General features: G+C 43.8%; 21 protein-coding genes and 1 pseudogene. All 22 read right to left on the bottom strand.

All coding sequences use genetic code 11. The features are described from left to right. Window positions 1–61: 61 nt before the first annotated feature. Window positions 62–1,162: pseudogene (locus AA84_RS18105) on the bottom strand (FHIPEP family type III secretion protein); the annotation flags it as partial. Between the two features lie 19 nt (window positions 1,163–1,181). Continuing rightward, window positions 1,182–2,270, bottom strand: a complete 1,089-nt coding sequence (gene flhB / locus AA84_RS0115470) for a flagellar biosynthesis protein FlhB (RefSeq protein ID WP_028977968.1) — start codon at window positions 2,268–2,270, stop codon at window positions 1,182–1,184. A gap of 4 nt (window positions 2,271–2,274) precedes the next feature. Continuing rightward, window positions 2,275–3,054 (bottom strand): flagellar biosynthetic protein FliR, encoded by a 780-nt coding sequence (fliR, locus tag AA84_RS0115465; protein WP_028977967.1) that lies wholly within the window; start codon window positions 3,052–3,054, stop codon window positions 2,275–2,277. Between the two features lie 18 nt (window positions 3,055–3,072). After that, window positions 3,073–3,342: a flagellar biosynthesis protein FliQ gene (gene fliQ / locus AA84_RS0115460; RefSeq protein ID WP_028977966.1), complete on the bottom strand. Its 270-nt coding sequence runs from the start codon at window positions 3,340–3,342 to the stop codon at window positions 3,073–3,075. A 16-nt stretch (window positions 3,343–3,358) separates the two neighbouring features. After that, window positions 3,359–4,033 (bottom strand): flagellar type III secretion system pore protein FliP, encoded by a 675-nt coding sequence (fliP, locus tag AA84_RS0115455; RefSeq protein WP_028977965.1) that lies wholly within the window; start codon window positions 4,031–4,033, stop codon window positions 3,359–3,361. Next, window positions 4,030–4,728: a flagellar biosynthetic protein FliO gene (locus AA84_RS0115450; RefSeq protein WP_028977964.1), complete on the bottom strand. Its 699-nt coding sequence runs from the start codon at window positions 4,726–4,728 to the stop codon at window positions 4,030–4,032. The genes fliP and AA84_RS0115450 overlap by 4 nt, the downstream gene beginning before the upstream one ends. A gap of 6 nt (window positions 4,729–4,734) precedes the next feature. Then, window positions 4,735–5,097: a response regulator gene (locus AA84_RS0115445; RefSeq protein ID WP_028977963.1), complete on the bottom strand. Its 363-nt coding sequence runs from the start codon at window positions 5,095–5,097 to the stop codon at window positions 4,735–4,737. 72 nt (window positions 5,098–5,169) lie between these two features. After that, complete coding sequence (gene fliY, locus AA84_RS0115440) at window positions 5,170–6,342, bottom strand: flagellar motor switch phosphatase FliY (protein WP_028977962.1); 1,173 nt, start codon at window positions 6,340–6,342, stop codon at window positions 5,170–5,172. Beyond that, window positions 6,335–7,333, bottom strand: coding sequence for a flagellar motor switch protein FliM (gene fliM, locus AA84_RS0115435; RefSeq protein ID WP_028977961.1), 999 nt, complete (start codon window positions 7,331–7,333; stop codon window positions 6,335–6,337). The genes fliY and fliM overlap by 8 nt, the downstream gene beginning before the upstream one ends. Before the next feature lie 31 nt (window positions 7,334–7,364). Next, entirely contained in the window at window positions 7,365–7,796 is a 432-nt protein-coding gene (locus AA84_RS0115430; RefSeq protein WP_028977960.1) for a flagellar basal body-associated FliL family protein, read from the bottom strand. Further along, window positions 7,775–8,038: a flagellar FlbD family protein gene (locus tag AA84_RS0115425; RefSeq protein WP_414625725.1), complete on the bottom strand. Its 264-nt coding sequence runs from the start codon at window positions 8,036–8,038 to the stop codon at window positions 7,775–7,777. The genes AA84_RS0115430 and AA84_RS0115425 overlap by 22 nt, the downstream gene beginning before the upstream one ends. 33 nt (window positions 8,039–8,071) lie before the next feature. After that, window positions 8,072–8,851: a flagellar hook-basal body complex protein gene (locus AA84_RS0115420; protein ID WP_028977958.1), complete on the bottom strand. Its 780-nt coding sequence runs from the start codon at window positions 8,849–8,851 to the stop codon at window positions 8,072–8,074. 73 nt (window positions 8,852–8,924) lie between these two features. Next, window positions 8,925–9,317: a TIGR02530 family flagellar biosynthesis protein gene (locus AA84_RS0115415; protein ID WP_051575135.1), complete on the bottom strand. Its 393-nt coding sequence runs from the start codon at window positions 9,315–9,317 to the stop codon at window positions 8,925–8,927. Further along, window positions 9,310–9,780, bottom strand: a complete 471-nt coding sequence (locus AA84_RS0115410) for a flagellar hook capping FlgD N-terminal domain-containing protein (RefSeq protein WP_028977956.1) — start codon at window positions 9,778–9,780, stop codon at window positions 9,310–9,312. Before AA84_RS0115410 ends, AA84_RS0115415 begins: the two co-directional genes overlap by 8 nt. Before the next feature lies 1 nt (window position 9,781). After that, the gene (locus AA84_RS0115405) at window positions 9,782–11,182 is read right to left on the bottom strand and encodes a flagellar hook-length control protein FliK (RefSeq protein WP_028977955.1); all 1,401 of its coding nucleotides are present in this window, start codon (window positions 11,180–11,182) and stop codon (window positions 9,782–9,784) included. Between the two features lie 34 nt (window positions 11,183–11,216). Continuing rightward, a complete protein-coding gene (locus AA84_RS0115400; protein WP_028977954.1) occupies window positions 11,217–11,846 on the bottom strand; it encodes a magnesium transporter MgtE N-terminal domain-containing protein in 630 nt (209 codons plus the stop codon). A 17-nt stretch (window positions 11,847–11,863) separates the two neighbouring features. Beyond that, on the bottom strand, window positions 11,864–12,301 hold the full coding sequence (gene fliJ, locus AA84_RS0115395) for a flagellar export protein FliJ (protein ID WP_028977953.1): 438 nt from the start codon (window positions 12,299–12,301) through the stop codon (window positions 11,864–11,866). Next, on the bottom strand, window positions 12,291–13,616 hold the full coding sequence (gene fliI, locus AA84_RS0115390) for a flagellar protein export ATPase FliI (protein ID WP_028977952.1): 1,326 nt from the start codon (window positions 13,614–13,616) through the stop codon (window positions 12,291–12,293). Before fliI ends, fliJ begins: the two co-directional genes overlap by 11 nt. Beyond that, window positions 13,613–14,374, bottom strand: coding sequence for a flagellar assembly protein FliH (gene fliH / locus AA84_RS0115385; RefSeq protein ID WP_028977951.1), 762 nt, complete (start codon window positions 14,372–14,374; stop codon window positions 13,613–13,615). The genes fliI and fliH overlap by 4 nt, the downstream gene beginning before the upstream one ends. Then, window positions 14,367–15,383, bottom strand: coding sequence for a flagellar motor switch protein FliG (gene fliG / locus AA84_RS0115380; protein ID WP_028977950.1), 1,017 nt, complete (start codon window positions 15,381–15,383; stop codon window positions 14,367–14,369). Before fliG ends, fliH begins: the two co-directional genes overlap by 8 nt. A 13-nt stretch (window positions 15,384–15,396) precedes the next feature. Further along, window positions 15,397–16,989 (bottom strand): flagellar basal-body MS-ring/collar protein FliF, encoded by a 1,593-nt coding sequence (gene fliF, locus AA84_RS0115375; RefSeq protein ID WP_028977949.1) that lies wholly within the window; start codon window positions 16,987–16,989, stop codon window positions 15,397–15,399. Window positions 16,990–17,025: 36 nt separating this feature from the next. Then, the gene (gene fliE, locus AA84_RS0115370; RefSeq protein WP_028977948.1) at window positions 17,026–17,325 is read right to left on the bottom strand and encodes a flagellar hook-basal body complex protein FliE; all 300 of its coding nucleotides are present in this window, start codon (window positions 17,323–17,325) and stop codon (window positions 17,026–17,028) included. Window positions 17,326–17,329 lie beyond the last annotated feature (4 nt).

Raw genomic sequence — 17,329 nt, 5'->3', positions numbered from 1 at the left:
TCCATTATAAAGGAAAAGGGCCGTTGAATGTTTGATGAATCAAACATTCAACGGCCCAATGAATAGGTTGGACTTTTTCAGTGGCCTCTGTATTATCCGCAAGGGGGACCAGTGCATAGCCGAACTCGAATTCAACCGGATCCATATGGAGCAGACTGAGTACATTTTCAGGACTTTTAAAGGAGTCCTCTGCTTTCTGATCTTCTTTTTCCACCAAATCCTGTTCATTCGTCTTGCGCCGACTGCGCAGCACAAATCCGGATATGATCAAGAGCAGTGCAATTGGAAATGTTGCCAGCATCCCGATCGGTGTCAATCCGAGAATGAAAATAACCGCGCCGGCAATGATCAGCATCATCGGATAGGAGAGAAGTTGTTGGGATACCTCTTTCCCCATATTATTTTCTGAGGAAGAACGCGTTACAATGATTCCAGTCGCCGTTGAAATAAGCAATGCCGGGATTTGACTGACAATGCCGTCGCCAACAGACAACAAACTAAAATTTTGTGCCGCATCTGCCAAATCCATTCCCTGCTGGGCGACACCAATGATCATCCCGACAATCAGGTTAATCGCAACGATGATCATACTGGCGATCGCATCGCCCTTCACAAACTTACTGGCACCATCCATAGCTCCATAAAAATCTGCTTCACGCGTAATTTTTTCGCGCCGTCGCTTTGCTTCCTGATCATCAATTAAGCCTGCATTCATATCGGCATCGATACTCATCTGCTTGCCGGGCATTGCATCCAAAGTAAACCGTGCGGCAACTTCGGCAACACGTTCTGCGCCCTTAGTAATAACAATAAACTGTACAACAATAAGAATTAAAAAGACAACGAGGCCAACAATAATATTTCCTTCAACAACAAATTGACCGAACGCTTCAATCACTCGGCCGGCATTGCCTTCAGTCAGGATTAACCGTGTTGTCGACACATTTAATGCAATGCGAAACAAAGTCATAATCAGAAGTAATGATGGAAAAACTGAGAACTCGAGAGATTCGGTAACATTCAGCGTGACAAGCAAAATAACCAAGGCAATCGAGATATTCATGATGATCAGAAAACTCAGCAATGAAGCCGGCAATGGAATAATCAGCATCATCACAATGAGTACAACGCCAATCATCACGATATAGTCTCTCGTTTTCATGAATGATTCCTCCTCTCCGTCAGATTTTTCTTCTTAATCGATAAACATAGGCAAGAATCTCAGCCACTGCTTTAAAAAATTGTTCAGGAATGCTCTCGCCAATCTCAAGATCATGATACAAGGCGCGTGCAAGGGGTTTGCGTTCAACGATCGTCACCTGATTTTCGCGTGCAATCTCTTTGATTCGTTTCGCAATCAAGTCCGCACCTTTGGCGATGACTTTCGGTGCATCCATTTCTTTTTTGTCGTATTTCAGTGCCACGGCAAAGTGGGTTGGATTCGTTATGATCACATCTGCATTCGGTACTTCCTGCATCATCCGATTGAGCGCCATCTGCCGCTGTCTTTCCTTGAGCTTGGACTTAATCTGAGGATTCCCTTCGATGGTCTTAAACTCATCTTTAATGTCTTGTTTTGACATCCTCATGTTTTTTTCATAATCGTATTTCTGATAAAGGTAATCAAGCACAGACAAAGCAATCAATGCGATGGAGACCGTAATGCCCATCGTCAGCATAATCGATGCCATCGTGCGAATACTTTCACTAAGCGGCTGACTCGCCGATTGCACAATCGACTGGCGATACAGCCATAGTACAGAAAAAGCGATGATTCCTATAATCAGTATTTTCAGCATCGATTTCAGCAATTCCATGATGCCGCGAAGGGAATAAATTCTTTTCAACCCCTTCAACGGATCGAGACGCTCTCCCTTAAACAACAACATATTTGGCAAGAATAAAAACCCGATTTGCATCATTTGCGCCCCTGCCGCAACCACGATTGCAATGATCAGTACAGGGAGCAGTAATTTGAGCACCTGAAACGATAAACTGACAAACAGTTCATGAAGATTCAGCTCAGTAACAGCCATGGACAGATTGCGACTATAGTAGCTGCTCATCATTTCTGCCAAGCGTTGAATGACCTGACCACCGGCAAGACGGAAATATAGGAAAAAGGCAAGCAGACTCACCGCTGTACTTAAATCCGTACTTTTGAAAACTTGTCCTTTTTTTCTACCTTCTTCTCGCTTATGCGGCGTCGCTTTCTCGGTTTTCTCACCGGCAAAATACTGCAAATCTAGCGAATAATGGACTCGGGCCATATTATCAGCTCCCAAGAAGACGAATAAAATTACTGAAAATTGTCGTCATCGCATCAAAAATGATCTGAAACAAACCGATTAATGAAGGAAAAACGACCAGCATGATCGCAAAACCGGCAAGTATTTTTAGCGGCAAACCGACAACGAACACATTGACTTGCGGAACCGTACGCGCCACCAGACCGACAGCAACATCGACAAGAAAAAGGCAACCGACGATTGGAATCGCTAACTGCGCGGCAATAAGAAACATTTGTGCACTTGTCCGCGCGACAAATTCAGTCGTCGTTCCTGAACCAAAGGCAACGTTCAAGTGATCAACTTGAATCACTTGAAAGCTGTACATCACACCGTTGATCAACATGTGATGAGCATTGACACCAAGAAAGAAAAGCAGCTGCAAGACATAGAGAAACTGCCCCGTCAATGGAGTCGGAACGCCGCTTTCCGGACTGATTACATTCGCGATGGCAAAGCCGATCTGCATGTCAATAAACGCGCCTGCAAGCTGAACGGCATAAGTAATGATTCCAGCAACAAATCCCAGCATTAATCCAACCAGAACCTCTTTGAGCAGAAGCAAAATATAGCGCCCGTCAAGCGGAATCGATTGACCTTGATTTTGAAAAAAAGTCACTTCAACAAGCACGGCAAGCACGGTTGCTAGTCCAATTTTTACCGGAGCCGGAATGGTTCGGTACGAAAAAATCGGCATCGTCACGATAAAACTGGTCAGTCGCGCAAGGATCAGCAAGAACAATGGAACCGCATTGAATAACGACAAGATTCTTCAAATCCCTTTCTATCGAATGAAATTGGGTAAGTTTGCAAAGATATTCTCTGTAAAAGTTAGCATTTTCGAGAGCATCCACGGTCCGAACAAGATTAATCCGAACAAGACGGCAACTATTTTTGGAATAAAGGCCAAAGTCTGCTCCTGAATCTGTGTTGCTGCCTGTATGATACTGACGATTAAACCAACGACCAGCGAAAGTAGCAAAATCGGACCCCCGATCATTAAAATCGCCATAACACTTTGATCGGCTATGGATAAGATCATTTCGGAACTCATTCGGACTCACCCCCGTTTAAAAACTCTTTAATAAGGACTCCACAATTAAATACCAGCCGTCAACCATGATAAACAACAAAATCTTAAATGGTAATGAAATCATGACCGGTGGAAGCATCATCATCCCCATCGCCATCAGAATGCTTGCTACCACCATGTCAATGACAAGAAACGGAATGAAGATCATGAATCCCATTTGAAAAGCCGTTTTCAGTTCACTAATTGTAAACGCCGGTACTAATGCCGTTAATGGAATATCGCTGACTTTGGCTGGCTGTTTATATTTCCCATAATTAAGAAACAGTTGTAAATCTTTCTCGCGTGTCTCATCGGCCATAAACTTTTTAATCGGTACTTGCGCCCTAGTCAATGCTTGTTTCTGCGTCATTTCGTTCTTCATGTACGGCTGAATTGCGTCGGTATTGATTTGACCATATACCGGAGCCATGACAAAGAAAGTCAGAAATAGTGCAAGCCCAACAAGTACTTGATTCGGCGGCATCTGCTGCGTAGATAAAGAGGTTCGAACAAACGAAAGCACAATGATAATTCGCGTAAAGCTGGTCATCAGCACGAGAATCGCCGGTGCGAGAGACAGTACGGTCAAAACGAACAACAGCTGAAGCGTCGTTGCGACATCCTGAGGCTGATTTGTGAAAAAGTCAGCAGGAATTCCTGGAATAGCATTCATTTTCTCACAACCTTCCGAAGCATGTCCCGCAATTGACCGGATCGCTCTTGATTTGCTGCTTTCAGCTGCTGCCTCAGTACCTTAGTAGGAGCGGTAGCCTGCTGATCCTTTTCCGGACGAGAACTTGGACGGTGAAAGGCATGATCAGAAGTCCATTTCAATGCTTTTAGAACTTGTTCTTCAACAGGAGTCGTTTGATCATTTTCCCGGGTCAGCAACGCTTTTATCGCCTCAGGGTCCTTGATTTCTTTTAACAGCTGGACCGACTCGCCTACACCGACAACCAGAACCTCAGTGCCAATTTGAACGAGCTGGACAGAACGATTCGCTCCTAAAGAAACACCGCCCATATTTTTCAGTGCACTGACTTGAGAAAAACGCTTTGATCGCTTAACAATCAAATGATAAAGCAAATAGATTAAAGCGAGTACCACCAGCAGAGCAACAATCAATTTAATGAATGTCACAAACATGGTGACACTGCCCGAGGAATCGGTTTGTGCCTTCTGTGTCGATGCGCCGTTTTTTTCATTTTTTGATGGTGACTTTTGCTTTTGAGACTGCTGATTTTCTTTAATCCAATCTGAAACCGTACCATTCTCTGAATCCGCGTAAACAACGGATGAACAGCCGAATGAAAGGAGCACGATAAGAAAAACGGCCATCACTCGTTTTATTGAAAAAGATCTTTTCACGACTATTCATCCAATCGCTTTCTTAATTGCCTCGATCACTCGGTCAGGTTGGAATGGTTTCACAATAAAATCTTTTGCTCCGGCTTGAATGGCGTCAATCACCATCGTTTGCTGCCCCATTGCCGAGCACATAATTACCTTTGCATTCGGATCCGAAGCTTTTATTTTTTTTAATGCATTGATTCCGTCCATTTCAGGCATGGTAATATCCAAAGTGATGAGATCCGGCTTATATTCTTCATATTTAGCCACGGCTTCCTTACCATTTGCTCCTTCACCGCAAACCTCATAACCGTTTTTCGTTAAAATATCTTTTAACATCATGCGCATAAACGCTGCATCATCAACAACAAGAATTCGTCCTGACATATAAATACCTCCAATGTTCTTTTTTTAATTAACGATTGACGTGATCCAGAGCCGATTCCATCATGCGCGGGTTCACAATTGACTGATTCGATCGCTCTGATTAAGGATTTCTGTAATTCGGATGCCGAAATTCTCATCGACGACAACAACCTCGCCTTTCGCAATATATTTTTGATTGACAAGAATATCGATCGCCTCACCAGCGAGTTTATCGAGTTCTATAATTGACCCAGGTCCTAGCTCCAGAACATCTTTAATTGTCTTCTTGGTATGACCAAGTTCTACAGTCACATCAAGTGGAATATCCATGAGCAAGTTCATATTTCGTGGCGTTGGCTCGGTATGAGGTTGTTCGTCCTCGTCAAAATCAGAAAAAGCCACTGGTGAAACATCAGGCTGAGCATTGTGTTCTTGATCCTTCTCAGAGAAAGTCAAATCAGGTTCAGCAACAGCGGCCGCGGCTTCGCTCTCATTAGAAGCGTCCCGTGCAGCTGCTGCCTCCGATTGATCTGCTTGTAAATTGTTGGCAGCTTTCCCACTGGATTCTTGAACCAGCAGTTGAACCAACTGCTTGCCAAAGTTAATGGGCACCAACTGCATGATATGTGAATCAACAAGGTCGCCAATCTTCAGCTGGAAGGCGATTTCAAACATCTCTTCATCTGAAGGCAGATGTTCAATCCCCTTCTGTGATTTAACATCCATAAGATTGAGCTTTGGCGGTGAAATGTCGATTCGGCGATTAAATACAGTCGACATCGCAGTCGATGAAGAACCCATCATTTGATTCATCGCTTCTTGAACAGCGCTCATTTCCATATCACTGATTTGATCACTTGGTTGGGTTCCGTCTCCGCCCATCATCAAATTTGCGATGACACTGGCATCGTGGACTTTAATAATTAACAGGCATGATCCTTGAAATCCCTCTGTATAATTGACGAGAACCGAAACATGTGGAACAGGGAATTCCTGAGAAAGATTGCCGCGATTGACAAGTCTGACTTGCGGCGTCGTAATTTCAACCTTTCTGTTTAGGATTGTGGATAATGCTGTAGCGGCACTGCCGAAGGAGATATTACCGATTTCTCCAAGTACGTCTTTATCTAAATCTGAAAAATTGCCGTCAGTACCGTTATGACCTTGATCCGTTTTCTGAGCCTCTTGCTCGGAAGAAGATGCAGCGTCTTCGTGATTTCCGAGCAATGCATCTATTTCTTCTTGTGAAAGCTTCCCGTCACTCATCGGTCTCAACCTCCTCTGTTATCTTTTTAATGATCTGAACTGCAAGCTGATGCTTACGTTTTCCCGGCTGCCCGATAAATTTAGGAAACCCACTGACTTGAATGATCAAGGGCTGATCTAAGTGCTCGTCCAGCTTAATCACATCACCAACGCTCAAATTCATTAATTCTCTTACCTTGATCTTTGAATGACCTAAAACAGCCGTTAAAGGAACCGCTGAATGCGCTACATTCTTTTTCAATGCCTGCAATTCTTCATTGGTCGTCTCGCTTTTCTTTTCATTCATCCAATAATGCATGGACAGCTTTGGAATGATCGGTTCAAGGACAACATGCGGCAAACAAAGATTGATCATCCCGCTGGACTTTCCAATCACTGCCGACAATGAAATCACAATGACCGTTTCATTCGGCGAGACCAGTTGAAGAAATTGTGGATTGGTCTCCAGTTCCATTAAATGGGGATCAATCGCTTGATCAACCGAAGACCACGCTTCTTTTAATGCCGGCAAGCCGCCTTCAAACAGGCCCTTCATTAAGTCCGTCTCGATTTCTGTCAAGTGCTCGATTTTATTCATACTCTCACCTGCACCGCCAAGCAATCGATCCAGCATCGCGTACGCAATATTTGGGTTTACTTCAACAATCAAATGACCCTCAAGCGGAGGGGCTTCGATAACATTGAGCACTGTTGCCGACGGAATCGAGCGAATGAATTCTTCATAAGGCAGCTGATCGACAGAAGCAACGGATATTTGCACATACGTTCTGAGCTGTGCTGAAAAGTAAGACGTAAGCAGTCGCGCATAGTTTTCATGAATTCTAGTGAGACTGCGGATTTGGTCCTTTGAAAAACGCAGGGCACGTTTAAAATCATAGACACGAACCTTTGACTTTTTTTCCTCACTTTTCAACTCATCCGCATCCATCTCACCCGTTGAAAGTGCGGAAAGCAGTGCATCAATTTCAGATTGTGAAAGAACTTCGGCCACTTTTTCTCACCACCTTCGCCTTCTACTAGAGCTATTGCACAATCTTCTCTGTTGTATAGACATGCGTCACCGTTCCGCTCTGAAGAAATCCATCAACTCTCTTCTTAATTAAGCTTTCCAGTTGTGCAATGCCTTGCTGATCTTGAAGATCTTCCGGCGTCATACCGGACACCGTATAGATCACCGCATTCTTCACTTGAAAGGTCCGTTTCTCAAGTTCCTCTTTAGCTTCCTTGCTTGAGACCTGAATATTAAAGTCCAATTTAATGAAATGATCGCCTTTGATGTTGGTCGTGATTTCACCGGTATCAACCGTCAATTGGTTAACAATTTCATCGATATCCGTTCCTTTGTTTTCCCCATCACTTTGCTGACGGAACACAAAAAAGAAAACAACGATCATTCCGATGATGACTAACACCATGAGTGTAAAAAGCAAATTCATTGCTCGGCTTTTGAACATCGGTGTACACCTTCTTCCGCAGCCAATCCTGAGATTAAAGTAATCTTGTTAAGAAAGGCGGTCATAATGCGGCCAACTTCCTCAGGAGATTCTTTAACAATCAGCTTTTTCCCATTCGTTAATGTAATTGTCGTATCAGGAAGCGATTCGACCTGTTCGATAAGAAATGGATTAAGCAAAAAGGACCGGTTATTAAAATGAGTTAATGTAATCATAAGTGCAATAAAATGGGCTGGGAGCAATGCTGCCCCAGCTCATTTAACTCCTTTACTTAATTATCGCTTCAATTGCACGAGTTCCTGCAAAATCTGATCGGCTGTCGTGATCGTACGTGCATTTGCCTGGTAGGCACGCTGCGCTTCAATCAACGCTGTCATTTCATCGGTCAGATCAACATTGGAACCTTCAAGCGCGTTTTGAACTAATTCGCCTTGACCGTTTGTTCCTTGATCATTATTTGCAGTTCCAGAGGCCTGACTTGTCTGGTAAAGTGAATTCCCTACTTTTTCAAGTCCTGCAGGATTATTAAACGTATAAACTTGAATTGTTCCCAAATTAGCAGTCGTTTCACTATCCGACTTCAAAGTTCCTCTGATAACCCCTTGTTTGTCGATGGTAAATGCACTGACATCGTTAAAATCATGACCATCTCCTCCTTCAACACTAAGAGCCATACCTTGAGAGCTCACCAAATGTGTTCCATCTGAGCTTAGCTTGAAATCTCCTGCACGTGTGAAGTAAGTGTTAGTACCATCAGTTACACTAAAATACCCTTCACCATTAATGGCCACATCATAAGGATTACCGGTTGGATTGGCAACTCCGTTTGTGATGATATTGTCAATCGAGCCCGCCTGAGCACCGAGGCCGACCTGGATTGCATTCTGATCGGTTTTTGCTGTTTGGACGTTATTGGAAAACAAGTCTTCAAAATTGACTCTTGCTTTCTTATACCCTGTCGTGCTGACATTCGAGATGTTGTTGCCAATCACGTCTAAGCTTGTCTGAAAGTTTTTCAAACCGGAAACGCCTGACCCTAATGAACGTAATAACATAAGAAATCCTCCTTTTTATCTGACTGCTTCGATCCATCCACAGTCCAGCTTTCCTTTAAAAGGACCAGCCTGATTATTGATTGATTAAAATCGTACCGTTAATGTTGGAGAAAATCCGTGACTTTGCTTCATCCAGACCCATTGCTGTAATCACTGTGTTGTTCTTCGCACTGACCAATAAGGCAGCTTTTTTTGTTAAAACCAATGAATCGTCAATCCCCATCTTTTTTGCTTCCTGCACCTTTGCATCAATTAAATGCCATTCTTGGTCACTAATATTAATGTGACGCTGATTGATTCGATCACGTGCATGTTTTGAAATCGTGATTTGTGCCGCAGCGTACTCACGCTCAAGTGTATTTGCAAAAGACGAATGAGTCGTTTTCTTTTTCGATGCAGCACTGTGGTTACTGTATTCTGTTACCGGAAGCAGGGGCGAATAAGTGATCGGCTGAAACTCAGACACTTTGTTCCGCCTCTCCGACCTGACTTATTTCCGTAACCGATGAGGGATCAACTTGTGAACCATCATCGGTTTGAAAGCTAAGCGAACCATCCTTTAGACTGACAGCTTGGATCACGCCAGAGTATGACTTTATCACCGTATTTCCATTACTATCGGTGACCATTTCATCCCAATTAATTTTCTTACCAATCATTGCTGCCTGTTCCGACAAGGACTGATTGGATTGCGAAGCAACCAATTTATCAATCGCGTTGCTCATATTCTGCGTCTGCTCAAGTGTCGTAAAAGTTGCCATTTGTGATACAAACTGCGCACTGTCCATTGGCGACGTTGGATCTTGGTTCGTCAGCTGTACAATCAGCAGTTTCAAAAAAGAGTCTTTATCCAGTGCTTGATTGACATTTGAAGATGTGGAAGACGAAGTGTTCGCATTAGTTTTTGCTTGAACCGAAAGATCGCTCATCTCATATCCTCTCTCCCGTCATCCATTCATTAAAAGAATGTTCGTTCTTTTCACTATTGCTATTTATTGATTGCAGATGCTGCTGTTGTTCGTCCTCGGATTGATTCTGACGATGGTCATCCTGTTGCCCCGACTCATTATTCGACTGATCTTGGTTATAGAGCTGATCCACGGCTTGCTGATCCAACCGATGAATTTCTACACGCGTTAGTGAAATGCCGTGTGCCAGACATTGATGTTTCAGTTTTCCCAAATCGCCTTCCAGCAGCGCTTTTGCCTGTTGTGTTTCTGCGGTAAACTCAGCAGTTAGCCCCAATTGTTTATCTTGTCGAATTGAAACCGTCAGTTTTCCGAGATGCTGTGGATAAAGGGTCATCGTATAGGACTTCATTCCGCTTTCATCAGTTTTGAACGAAGATTTTCCCAGCCACTCGTTCAAATGATCCGCAACTTGTTCATGCACCGGCTTTTCCGCTGATTGATGAGGATGGTTTTGAAAAAGATGCAGCAGCTCAAGCTTGTTCATTTTTCTTGACCCGATCCACGTTTGATCCACAGACAGTGTTGAACGGGTGTCCTGTACGTCCTTTTTCTGCTTTTCTGTTTCTGAATTGAAGTGATCTTTAGCCAGCAATCGATCCGTTGCAGCCCTCGATGTTTTCGCGTTTCGTAAGCTTTCCCCTACTGAGGGACCTCTATTTACACGCTGAAACAGATCCGTTTCCTCCGCATTAGGTCTGACTTTACTCACATCCGCATTAGCCGCCATTTGTTTGGGCTTAAAACGATTGATCGCTGGCCTTTCATCGCTTGCTTTTAATTGACTAAGCTGCCTTTCGGAAATCCGCAGTAGATTCGCCGGTAATTGGTCAGCCTTATGGGTAAAAGCAGAAGGTTTTGACGGTTCGGGTCGGTCATCTTTGTTCAATTTCTGATCGACAGAAAAAATTTGCTTCGCCATTCTGTTCGTTTGATCCATGGCAGCAGCAGATTGAGATTTGCTTTGTGCAGATGCTTGATCATCCGTTTTATTTACGTTTGCCGATTCATTGAAATTGTTTCGGCGTTTCATAGAATCTGTTGATCGATCTGATAATTGGTCGGTCACCGGTATTGTGGTTCGTTTTCTCGTCGCATCGGAAATCTGCAAGTCTTTGCTCAAACCGATGCCCTGTTCGTTCGCTTTAGCTACGACCCTACTCGTGACCGTATGCTTCTTGAAACCAGACTTCTGTTCAGAGTCAAACGCGTGCGCACGACGATTTGGCTTCTCGTTCGCTTGCATCACCTGAATGAATGACAGAAAAACAGAATCCGCAGCCGATGCCTTTTTTTTCTTTTTTGCGGGTCGGTCTGCAAACTCAGCGATGGCTTTTCCCCGTTTCAGTCCCGTTACATTCATGATTTTCACCTCCTTTCAAAGGAATAGCCGACGATCATGGTGCTGGTGTCGTTGCGGTTGATGCCGACGTGCCGGCACTTTCTGTCGTATTGGTGTTCGACTGCTTTGCCTCGAGCAACTCGGTCAGTTGGGCCGCCTTCTCCGGATCCATTGTTTCGAGAATTGCTGCTTTGGTTTTATCATCCAAGTAATTGATATATTTTGCAGCCTGCTTCACGGACAACTTGCTTAGGATTGCTCCCGCCTTAGCCGGATCCATTGATCGATAGGTTTGCGCATACATCGCCTGTGTGGCGGTTTCCGACTGACTTTTCATTTGATCGCTGCTTGTCTCAGCATCATTTTTTAGTTGTTCGAATTGGTCTTTCAAATCGTTTATTTGAGTTGTTAGTTTTTTATTGTCCTTATTCAATTGTTCGTTCTGTGTTTGCGCATTCGATAAGTCCTGTTTTAGTTGTGCTGTCTCTTCTGTTCCAGATGAATCGGACTGCTGAGAAGTACTCGATTCTGGAAAAATCAACTGCTTTGCTTCGTTGATCGGATCCACACCAGAGAGTTTCAGAAATAATGCAGCAAGCAGCACTATAAAAAGCAAGGGAACTAGAATTGCCAGCAGTACCTTAAAAAGCTTCATCCCAAAACTCGTTTTTTTCGTTTCTTCCATGCCGCATCACCCTCCCTTTATCGATTGGCGGCACGTCTGCCAGCAATCTCATCCATTTTCTTCATTTCGTCCCGCATTCTCTGCTTCCGTTCAAAGCTTTGTCTGCGTGCTTTCAATTTCTTATATTTTTTGACCTCAATCGTTTTCTCCTGCAATTTAGTCTGCAGCACTTCAAGCCGTTCTTTTAAAGACAGGAAATATTTGCGTGTTTCTTCAATGAGAATTTCCAGTTTATTAATATCGGCAAATTTCATCGTCATTTGATCAACGCGCATCGCTTGCACCATCTTTTTTTGAATATCCATTTGTATCGATTCCTTTTGATCAACAAGATCAATTAAGCGATGCGCGATCTGATCAAACTGTTCATAGAGTTGTTTATATTCAATTTCCAGATTTTGTTTTTCGTGATCTGCAAGTTTCATCACGCGTTCAAAGCGGTAATCAGTTTCCATTGGCTTTGGCCTCCTGTCCAAATTCGGCAATTAATGGCTTGATCGACTCGTGAAGGCTTACGCCAACATTTTCCGACTGCCGCAAATAACTGATGAGTTTGGGATGGAAATGGATTGCCTCATCAATTGACGCAGAACTTCCCGGCTTGTAAGCACCAATAGCGATCAGATCCTCGGATTCCGTATACTGAGCAAGCAGTGCCCGGAAATGTTGTGCCGCTTTCAAATGTTCAGGCGTACAAATCTCATTCATCACTCGACTGACACTCTTCAGCAAGTTAATTGCGGGATACTGCCCTTTCTGCGCTAATGCACGATCCAAAACAATATGTCCGTCGAGGATTCCACGTGCTGTATCGGATACCGGTTCATCAAGATCATCACCGTCGACGAGAACCGTATAGAGAGCGGTAATTGTTCCATGGGCATCTGTCCCTGTTCGTTCAAGCAATTCCGGTAGCATTGCAAAAACCGAGGGCGGATACCCTTTTGTCGTTGGGGGCTCGCCAACTGCTAGCCCCAGTTCACGCTGACTCATGGCAACACGCGTCAATGAATCCATCATCAGCAATACGTCTTTTCCTTTTGATCGAAAATACTCGGCGATCGATGTCGCGGTAAAGGCACCTTTTATGCGCATTAAAGCCGGCTGATCACTGGTTGCGACAATGATAATTGAGCGTTTCATTCCTTCAGGTCCCAGATCCTTCTCCAAGAATTCTCTGACTTCACGCCCCCGTTCACCGATCAATGCAATCACATTGAGGTCGGCCGATGTATTTCTGGCAACCATCCCCATCAACGTACTCTTTCCCACACCGCTTCCGGCAAAAATCCCGATCCGCTGACCTCTTCCAACAGTCAGCAATCCATTGATTGAGCGAACGCCAAGTTCAATAGGCTCTGAAATTCTGGGCCGTGTCATAGGGTTGGGCGGACTCTGATTCGTTGTTACGCGATCAACCGGTTTCGTAAAGCGCATGTCAGACAGCGGACGGCCCAAGCTGTCGCAAACTTGACCGATCAATTCCTCGTTTACCTTCACTTCAAGTGGTTTACCTGTCGCTTCCACCAAGCATCCCGGTGCAATCGTCGTCACCGAAGTAAAAGGCATAAGTAATATGTTCTCTTCTTTAAACCCCACCACTTCCGCCAATACTTTCTTGCCACTCTTAATATGTATCAGACAGACATCACCTACAGATGCCGAAGGTCCCTTGGACTCAATGAGCAACCCAACAACACGATGAATCTTTCCATAACGGCGATAACTGTCAATGTCCGCTAGATGTTCAATCAGTGTGTCCGCATTCATCGCTCTTTTTCCTCCATCAGTTCCGTCAATCTCTTTTTAATGACCTGCAACTGGCTGTCCACTCCGGCATCAATTTTTCCAAACGCTGTTTCAATGATGCAATCATTTTCAGCAAAATCAGGATCAGCATAAATATAAAGTTTGGCATCCTGAACATATTGTTGAAGAATTTGCCGACTTTGGTTAAGAAAATCAAAATGAAGCGGAGCAACGATTATTTTGATTTTTTCCTGATCGCGAACTTCCTGAATTGCTTTAGCAACCAGTCCCTGCCACTTCTTTTTATCTTCTGCCAGCGAATCATTAACAATTTTCTCGGCAATGGCGATCGACATTCTAAGAATATCCGGCGCTGCCTTTTGAATCGCATCGTCATAAACGGTATGCGCCTGATCAATAAACTGATTTCCCTGTTCAATCAATGCAGCATAGTGTGCCGCCGCTTCATTGGTGCCCTTGTTGAATCCTGTTTCATAACCTTCCTGAACCTTCTGCTGGAAAGCGTCAGCACGCCGATGTTCTGCTTCCTGCTCTTTGACAACAGCCTGTTGTTCAACTGCTTCTGCTCTTGCTTGCGCTTTTTGAATGATCCGTTCTGCCTCGTGTTTTGCTGCCTCAATTTTTTGTTGCAGCGTTTTTTCAACGGATTGTGCATCCGAGGATTCATTCAACGAATCAAGCTTGGGATCGATTGTTGCCGTACGATGCACAAATTTTGTTTGTCCATCAAGGCGAATATTCTTGAGCAGGTTAGACAATCACGTCATCCCCATTTCCGCGTGCAATTACAATTTCACCGGCATCTTCCAATTTTCGAATCGTATTTACGATACGTGTTTGAGCTTCTTCGACATCGTGCAGCCGAACCGGACCCATATAATTAAGCTCTTCTTTAAAACTTGCAGCCATACGTTCCGACATATTCTTAAACATAAGATCCTTCACTTCATCACTTGCTGTACGCAGCGCTAAGATCAGATCTTCATTCTCACTTTCGCGAATGACGCGCTGAACCGCACGATCATCCAGAATGATAATGTCTTCGAATACAAACATTCTCTTCTTAATTTCTTCAGCAAGATCAGGATTCTGCTGTTCCAGTTTTTCAAGGATATTCCGTTCAGTTGTACGGTCTACACCATTTAAGACGCTGACAATTGACGTAATGCCGCCTGTTTGTGTATAGTCCTCGGTCACCGATGAACTGGAAATTTTCTTCTCCAAAATCCGTTCCACTTGTGCGATCGTTTCAGGTGAGGTGCGATCCATTTGGGCTATTCTGCGCGCAACTTGAGCTTGCAGCTCTACGGGCAGTGCTGAAAGTACGGCGCCCGCTTGATCAGGCTCCAAATAAGATAAAACCAGTGCAATCGTTTGCGGATGTTCGTTTTGGATAAAGTTAAGGATTTGTTGTGGATCGCTTTTCCTCATGAAATCAAATGGTTTCACCTGCAGCGTTGACGTCAGCCGTTGGATCACTTTATTGGCTTCATCTGATCCCAGCGCTTTTTCAAGGACCTGTTTCGCATAACCGATTCCGCCTTGTGCAATGTAATCTTGCGCAACCGCTGTTTGAAAAAACTCATCGATTATTTGCGTTTTGGTGTCGGAATCTATTTTTCGTGCATTGGAAATTTCCAAGGTCATATCTTCAATTTCTTGTTCTGTAAATTGCTTCATAATGTGTGCGGAAACATCGGTTCCTAAAGCGATCATTAATATAGCGGCCTTTTGTTTTCCTGTTAATTTGGTTCTTCGATCAGGCATATTATCGCCTCCCTTACTTATCCTCTGCTATCCAGCCACGCAGTAGCTTAACAAATTGATCAGGCTTCTCTTTTGCCATCTCTTCCAATTCATGAAATTTCTTTTGTTCCGGATTTTCTTGATTAAGCATCGCTTGGTAATCTTCTTGCTGCGGAATATCTTCAACGACCGTCTCAGCAGCCTCATCATTTTTTCTGCGCTTAATCAGCCATAAAATGAGACCGATCATGAGCAGTGCGAGAAGAATCCCTCCTGCAATCCAGAGCCAATTGATCTTGCTAGCTTGCGCCTGCGCGGTTGACTTTCCATTAAATCGTCCAACGGTTACCGATGTCTTCTGGTTAATGGCGTTGTTCGTTAGTTCTTGTCCTTGCGGATCGGAAATGGTCGTTTTAATAATAGAATTTAATATTTGCCGTACGTCGTTCACGCTCTGTGCCGACAAGCTGGTGTTGTTACTTGCTGTCGGAGGTTCAATCATCACTTGGATGCCTAAATCATTCACTTTATATGGGCTGTTTGTGACTTCTCGGTGAATGCGATTAAATTCATAATTGACTCGGTCTTCAACTTTCTGATAGTTCCCGTTTCCGCTTGTTCCATCTTGATATGTAGGCGTTTGTGTATCATTGGTTCCCGTACCGGCTTGTCCTGCAGCCCCTTGACCGGTATAGTTCTCCGTTATGTGTTCAGTACTCGTCTGAATACCTTCCATCGTCTGCTGGTTGACCGGCTCTACAAGTTCCTGTTTTTCCTTTGATTGCGTGAAGTCAACGTTAGCCGTTACATTAACCATTACCTTGCCTTCACCCATCATCATGGTCAGCATTTGCGTGACTCTTCGCTGAACATTGTTTTCAACATCGCGAATAATTGCTTGCTGCTGATCGTAAGCAGATAATGTTGATCCGTTGGTATTATTATTATTTTTCAAATCATAGTAGTTGAAATACTGATCCATGATGACAATATTATCTACAGATAAGTTCGGTACACTTTTGGCTACAAGATGGTAGAGTCCATTGATCTGATCAGCACTCAACTGATAACCCGGTGTTACATTAAGTACAATGGATGCCGATGTGCCACTCTTCTTGTCCTGATCGCTCACCCATACATCGTTTTGCGGCAAGCTGATCATTACCTTAGCGGATTTCACGCCCTTTGTATTCGCGATTAAATTGGCAAGCTCCGTTTGCATTGCGGCACGCTGAAGAACGTCGAATTGTTTATCCGTCATCCCAAACCCGGCATTTTGGCCAAAGAAAGAATAGTCAATTTGTCCCGTCTTCGGTAATCCTTGAGCAGCAAGTTCAACTTTAAGCTGATCAACTTGCTTTTCAGGTACACTGATCGTTGTTCCGCCATTTGATAGTTTATAAGGAACACTCTTGCTATCTAAGTCATCTGTAATTTGCCCTGCTTCATTTTCCGAAAGGCCGCTGTACAGCGGCGTGTAATGCTTTATATTTGTTAGGAACAAAATCAATAGCAACGCTGCTAAAACAACAGCTGAACCGCTGATCATCCAAATCTTGTTTTTTTTCGGTATCTTGCCCCAAAATGTTTTTATTCGATTAAACCATGATACGAGTCGTTCTTTCATTCCGCTACCTCCGTTCATCGTCCGCACACACCAAATTTAGACTTGCATTCTCATAACTTCTTGGTAGGCTTCAACAACCCGATCACGGACTTGAACCGTGGTTTTCAACAGAACGTTCAATTTTTGCATGGCAATCATAAAGTTATGTAAGTCCATATCACTATTTCCGCTCGCCACTTCACTAACCAATTGATTTGTCGATTGCTGCGCGTCATTCACAGAACCTAACGCATCTTTGAGCACCTTTGCAAAATCATTTTGCGTTTGAGATACAGACTTAACCGATTGATTCGTTGCATCGGAAAATGTATTTAGATTCACTGCATTTAGTGTCAATGCT

It is taken from the genome of Sporolactobacillus terrae DSM 11697, from assembly GCF_000648615.1.
Taxonomy (GTDB): Bacteria; Bacillota; Bacilli; order Bacillales; family Sporolactobacillaceae; genus Sporolactobacillus; species Sporolactobacillus terrae.
This window is presented reverse-complemented; position numbering and strand designations above follow the sequence as displayed.

Excerpts from the sequence above, each read along its gene's own strand:
- AA84_RS0115405 (WP_028977955.1), bottom strand. The coding sequence starts at position 11,182 with ATGAATGTAACGGGACTGAAACGGGGAAAAGCCATCGCTGAGTTTGCA.
- fliP (WP_028977965.1), bottom strand. The coding sequence starts at position 4,033 with ATGAATGCTATTCCAGGAATTCCTGCTGACTTTTTCACAAATCAGCCT.
- flhB (WP_028977968.1), bottom strand. The coding sequence starts at position 2,270 with ATGGCCCGAGTCCATTATTCGCTAGATTTGCAGTATTTTGCCGGTGAG.
- fliF (WP_028977949.1), bottom strand. The coding sequence starts at position 16,989 with ATGAAAGAACGACTCGTATCATGGTTTAATCGAATAAAAACATTTTGG.
- AA84_RS0115400 (WP_028977954.1), bottom strand. The coding sequence starts at position 11,846 with ATGGAAGAAACGAAAAAAACGAGTTTTGGGATGAAGCTTTTTAAGGTA.
- fliG (WP_028977950.1), bottom strand. The coding sequence starts at position 15,383 with ATGCCTGATCGAAGAACCAAATTAACAGGAAAACAAAAGGCCGCTATA.
- fliQ (WP_028977966.1), bottom strand. The coding sequence starts at position 3,342 with ATGAGTTCCGAAATGATCTTATCCATAGCCGATCAAAGTGTTATGGCG.
- fliY (WP_028977962.1), bottom strand. The coding sequence starts at position 6,342 with ATGAGTGACGGGAAGCTTTCACAAGAAGAAATAGATGCATTGCTCGGA.
- AA84_RS0115420 (WP_028977958.1), bottom strand. The coding sequence starts at position 8,851 with ATGTTATTACGTTCATTAGGGTCAGGCGTTTCCGGTTTGAAAAACTTT.
- AA84_RS0115445 (WP_028977963.1), bottom strand. The coding sequence starts at position 5,097 with ATGTCAGGACGAATTCTTGTTGTTGATGATGCAGCGTTTATGCGCATG.
- fliJ (WP_028977953.1), bottom strand. The coding sequence starts at position 12,301 with ATGGAAACTGATTACCGCTTTGAACGCGTGATGAAACTTGCAGATCAC.
- fliI (WP_028977952.1), bottom strand. The coding sequence starts at position 13,616 with ATGAATGCGGACACACTGATTGAACATCTAGCGGACATTGACAGTTAT.
- AA84_RS0115430 (WP_028977960.1), bottom strand. The coding sequence starts at position 7,796 with ATGTTCAAAAGCCGAGCAATGAATTTGCTTTTTACACTCATGGTGTTA.
- AA84_RS0115410 (WP_028977956.1), bottom strand. The coding sequence starts at position 9,780 with ATGAGCGATCTTTCGGTTCAAGCAAAAACTAATGCGAACACTTCGTCT.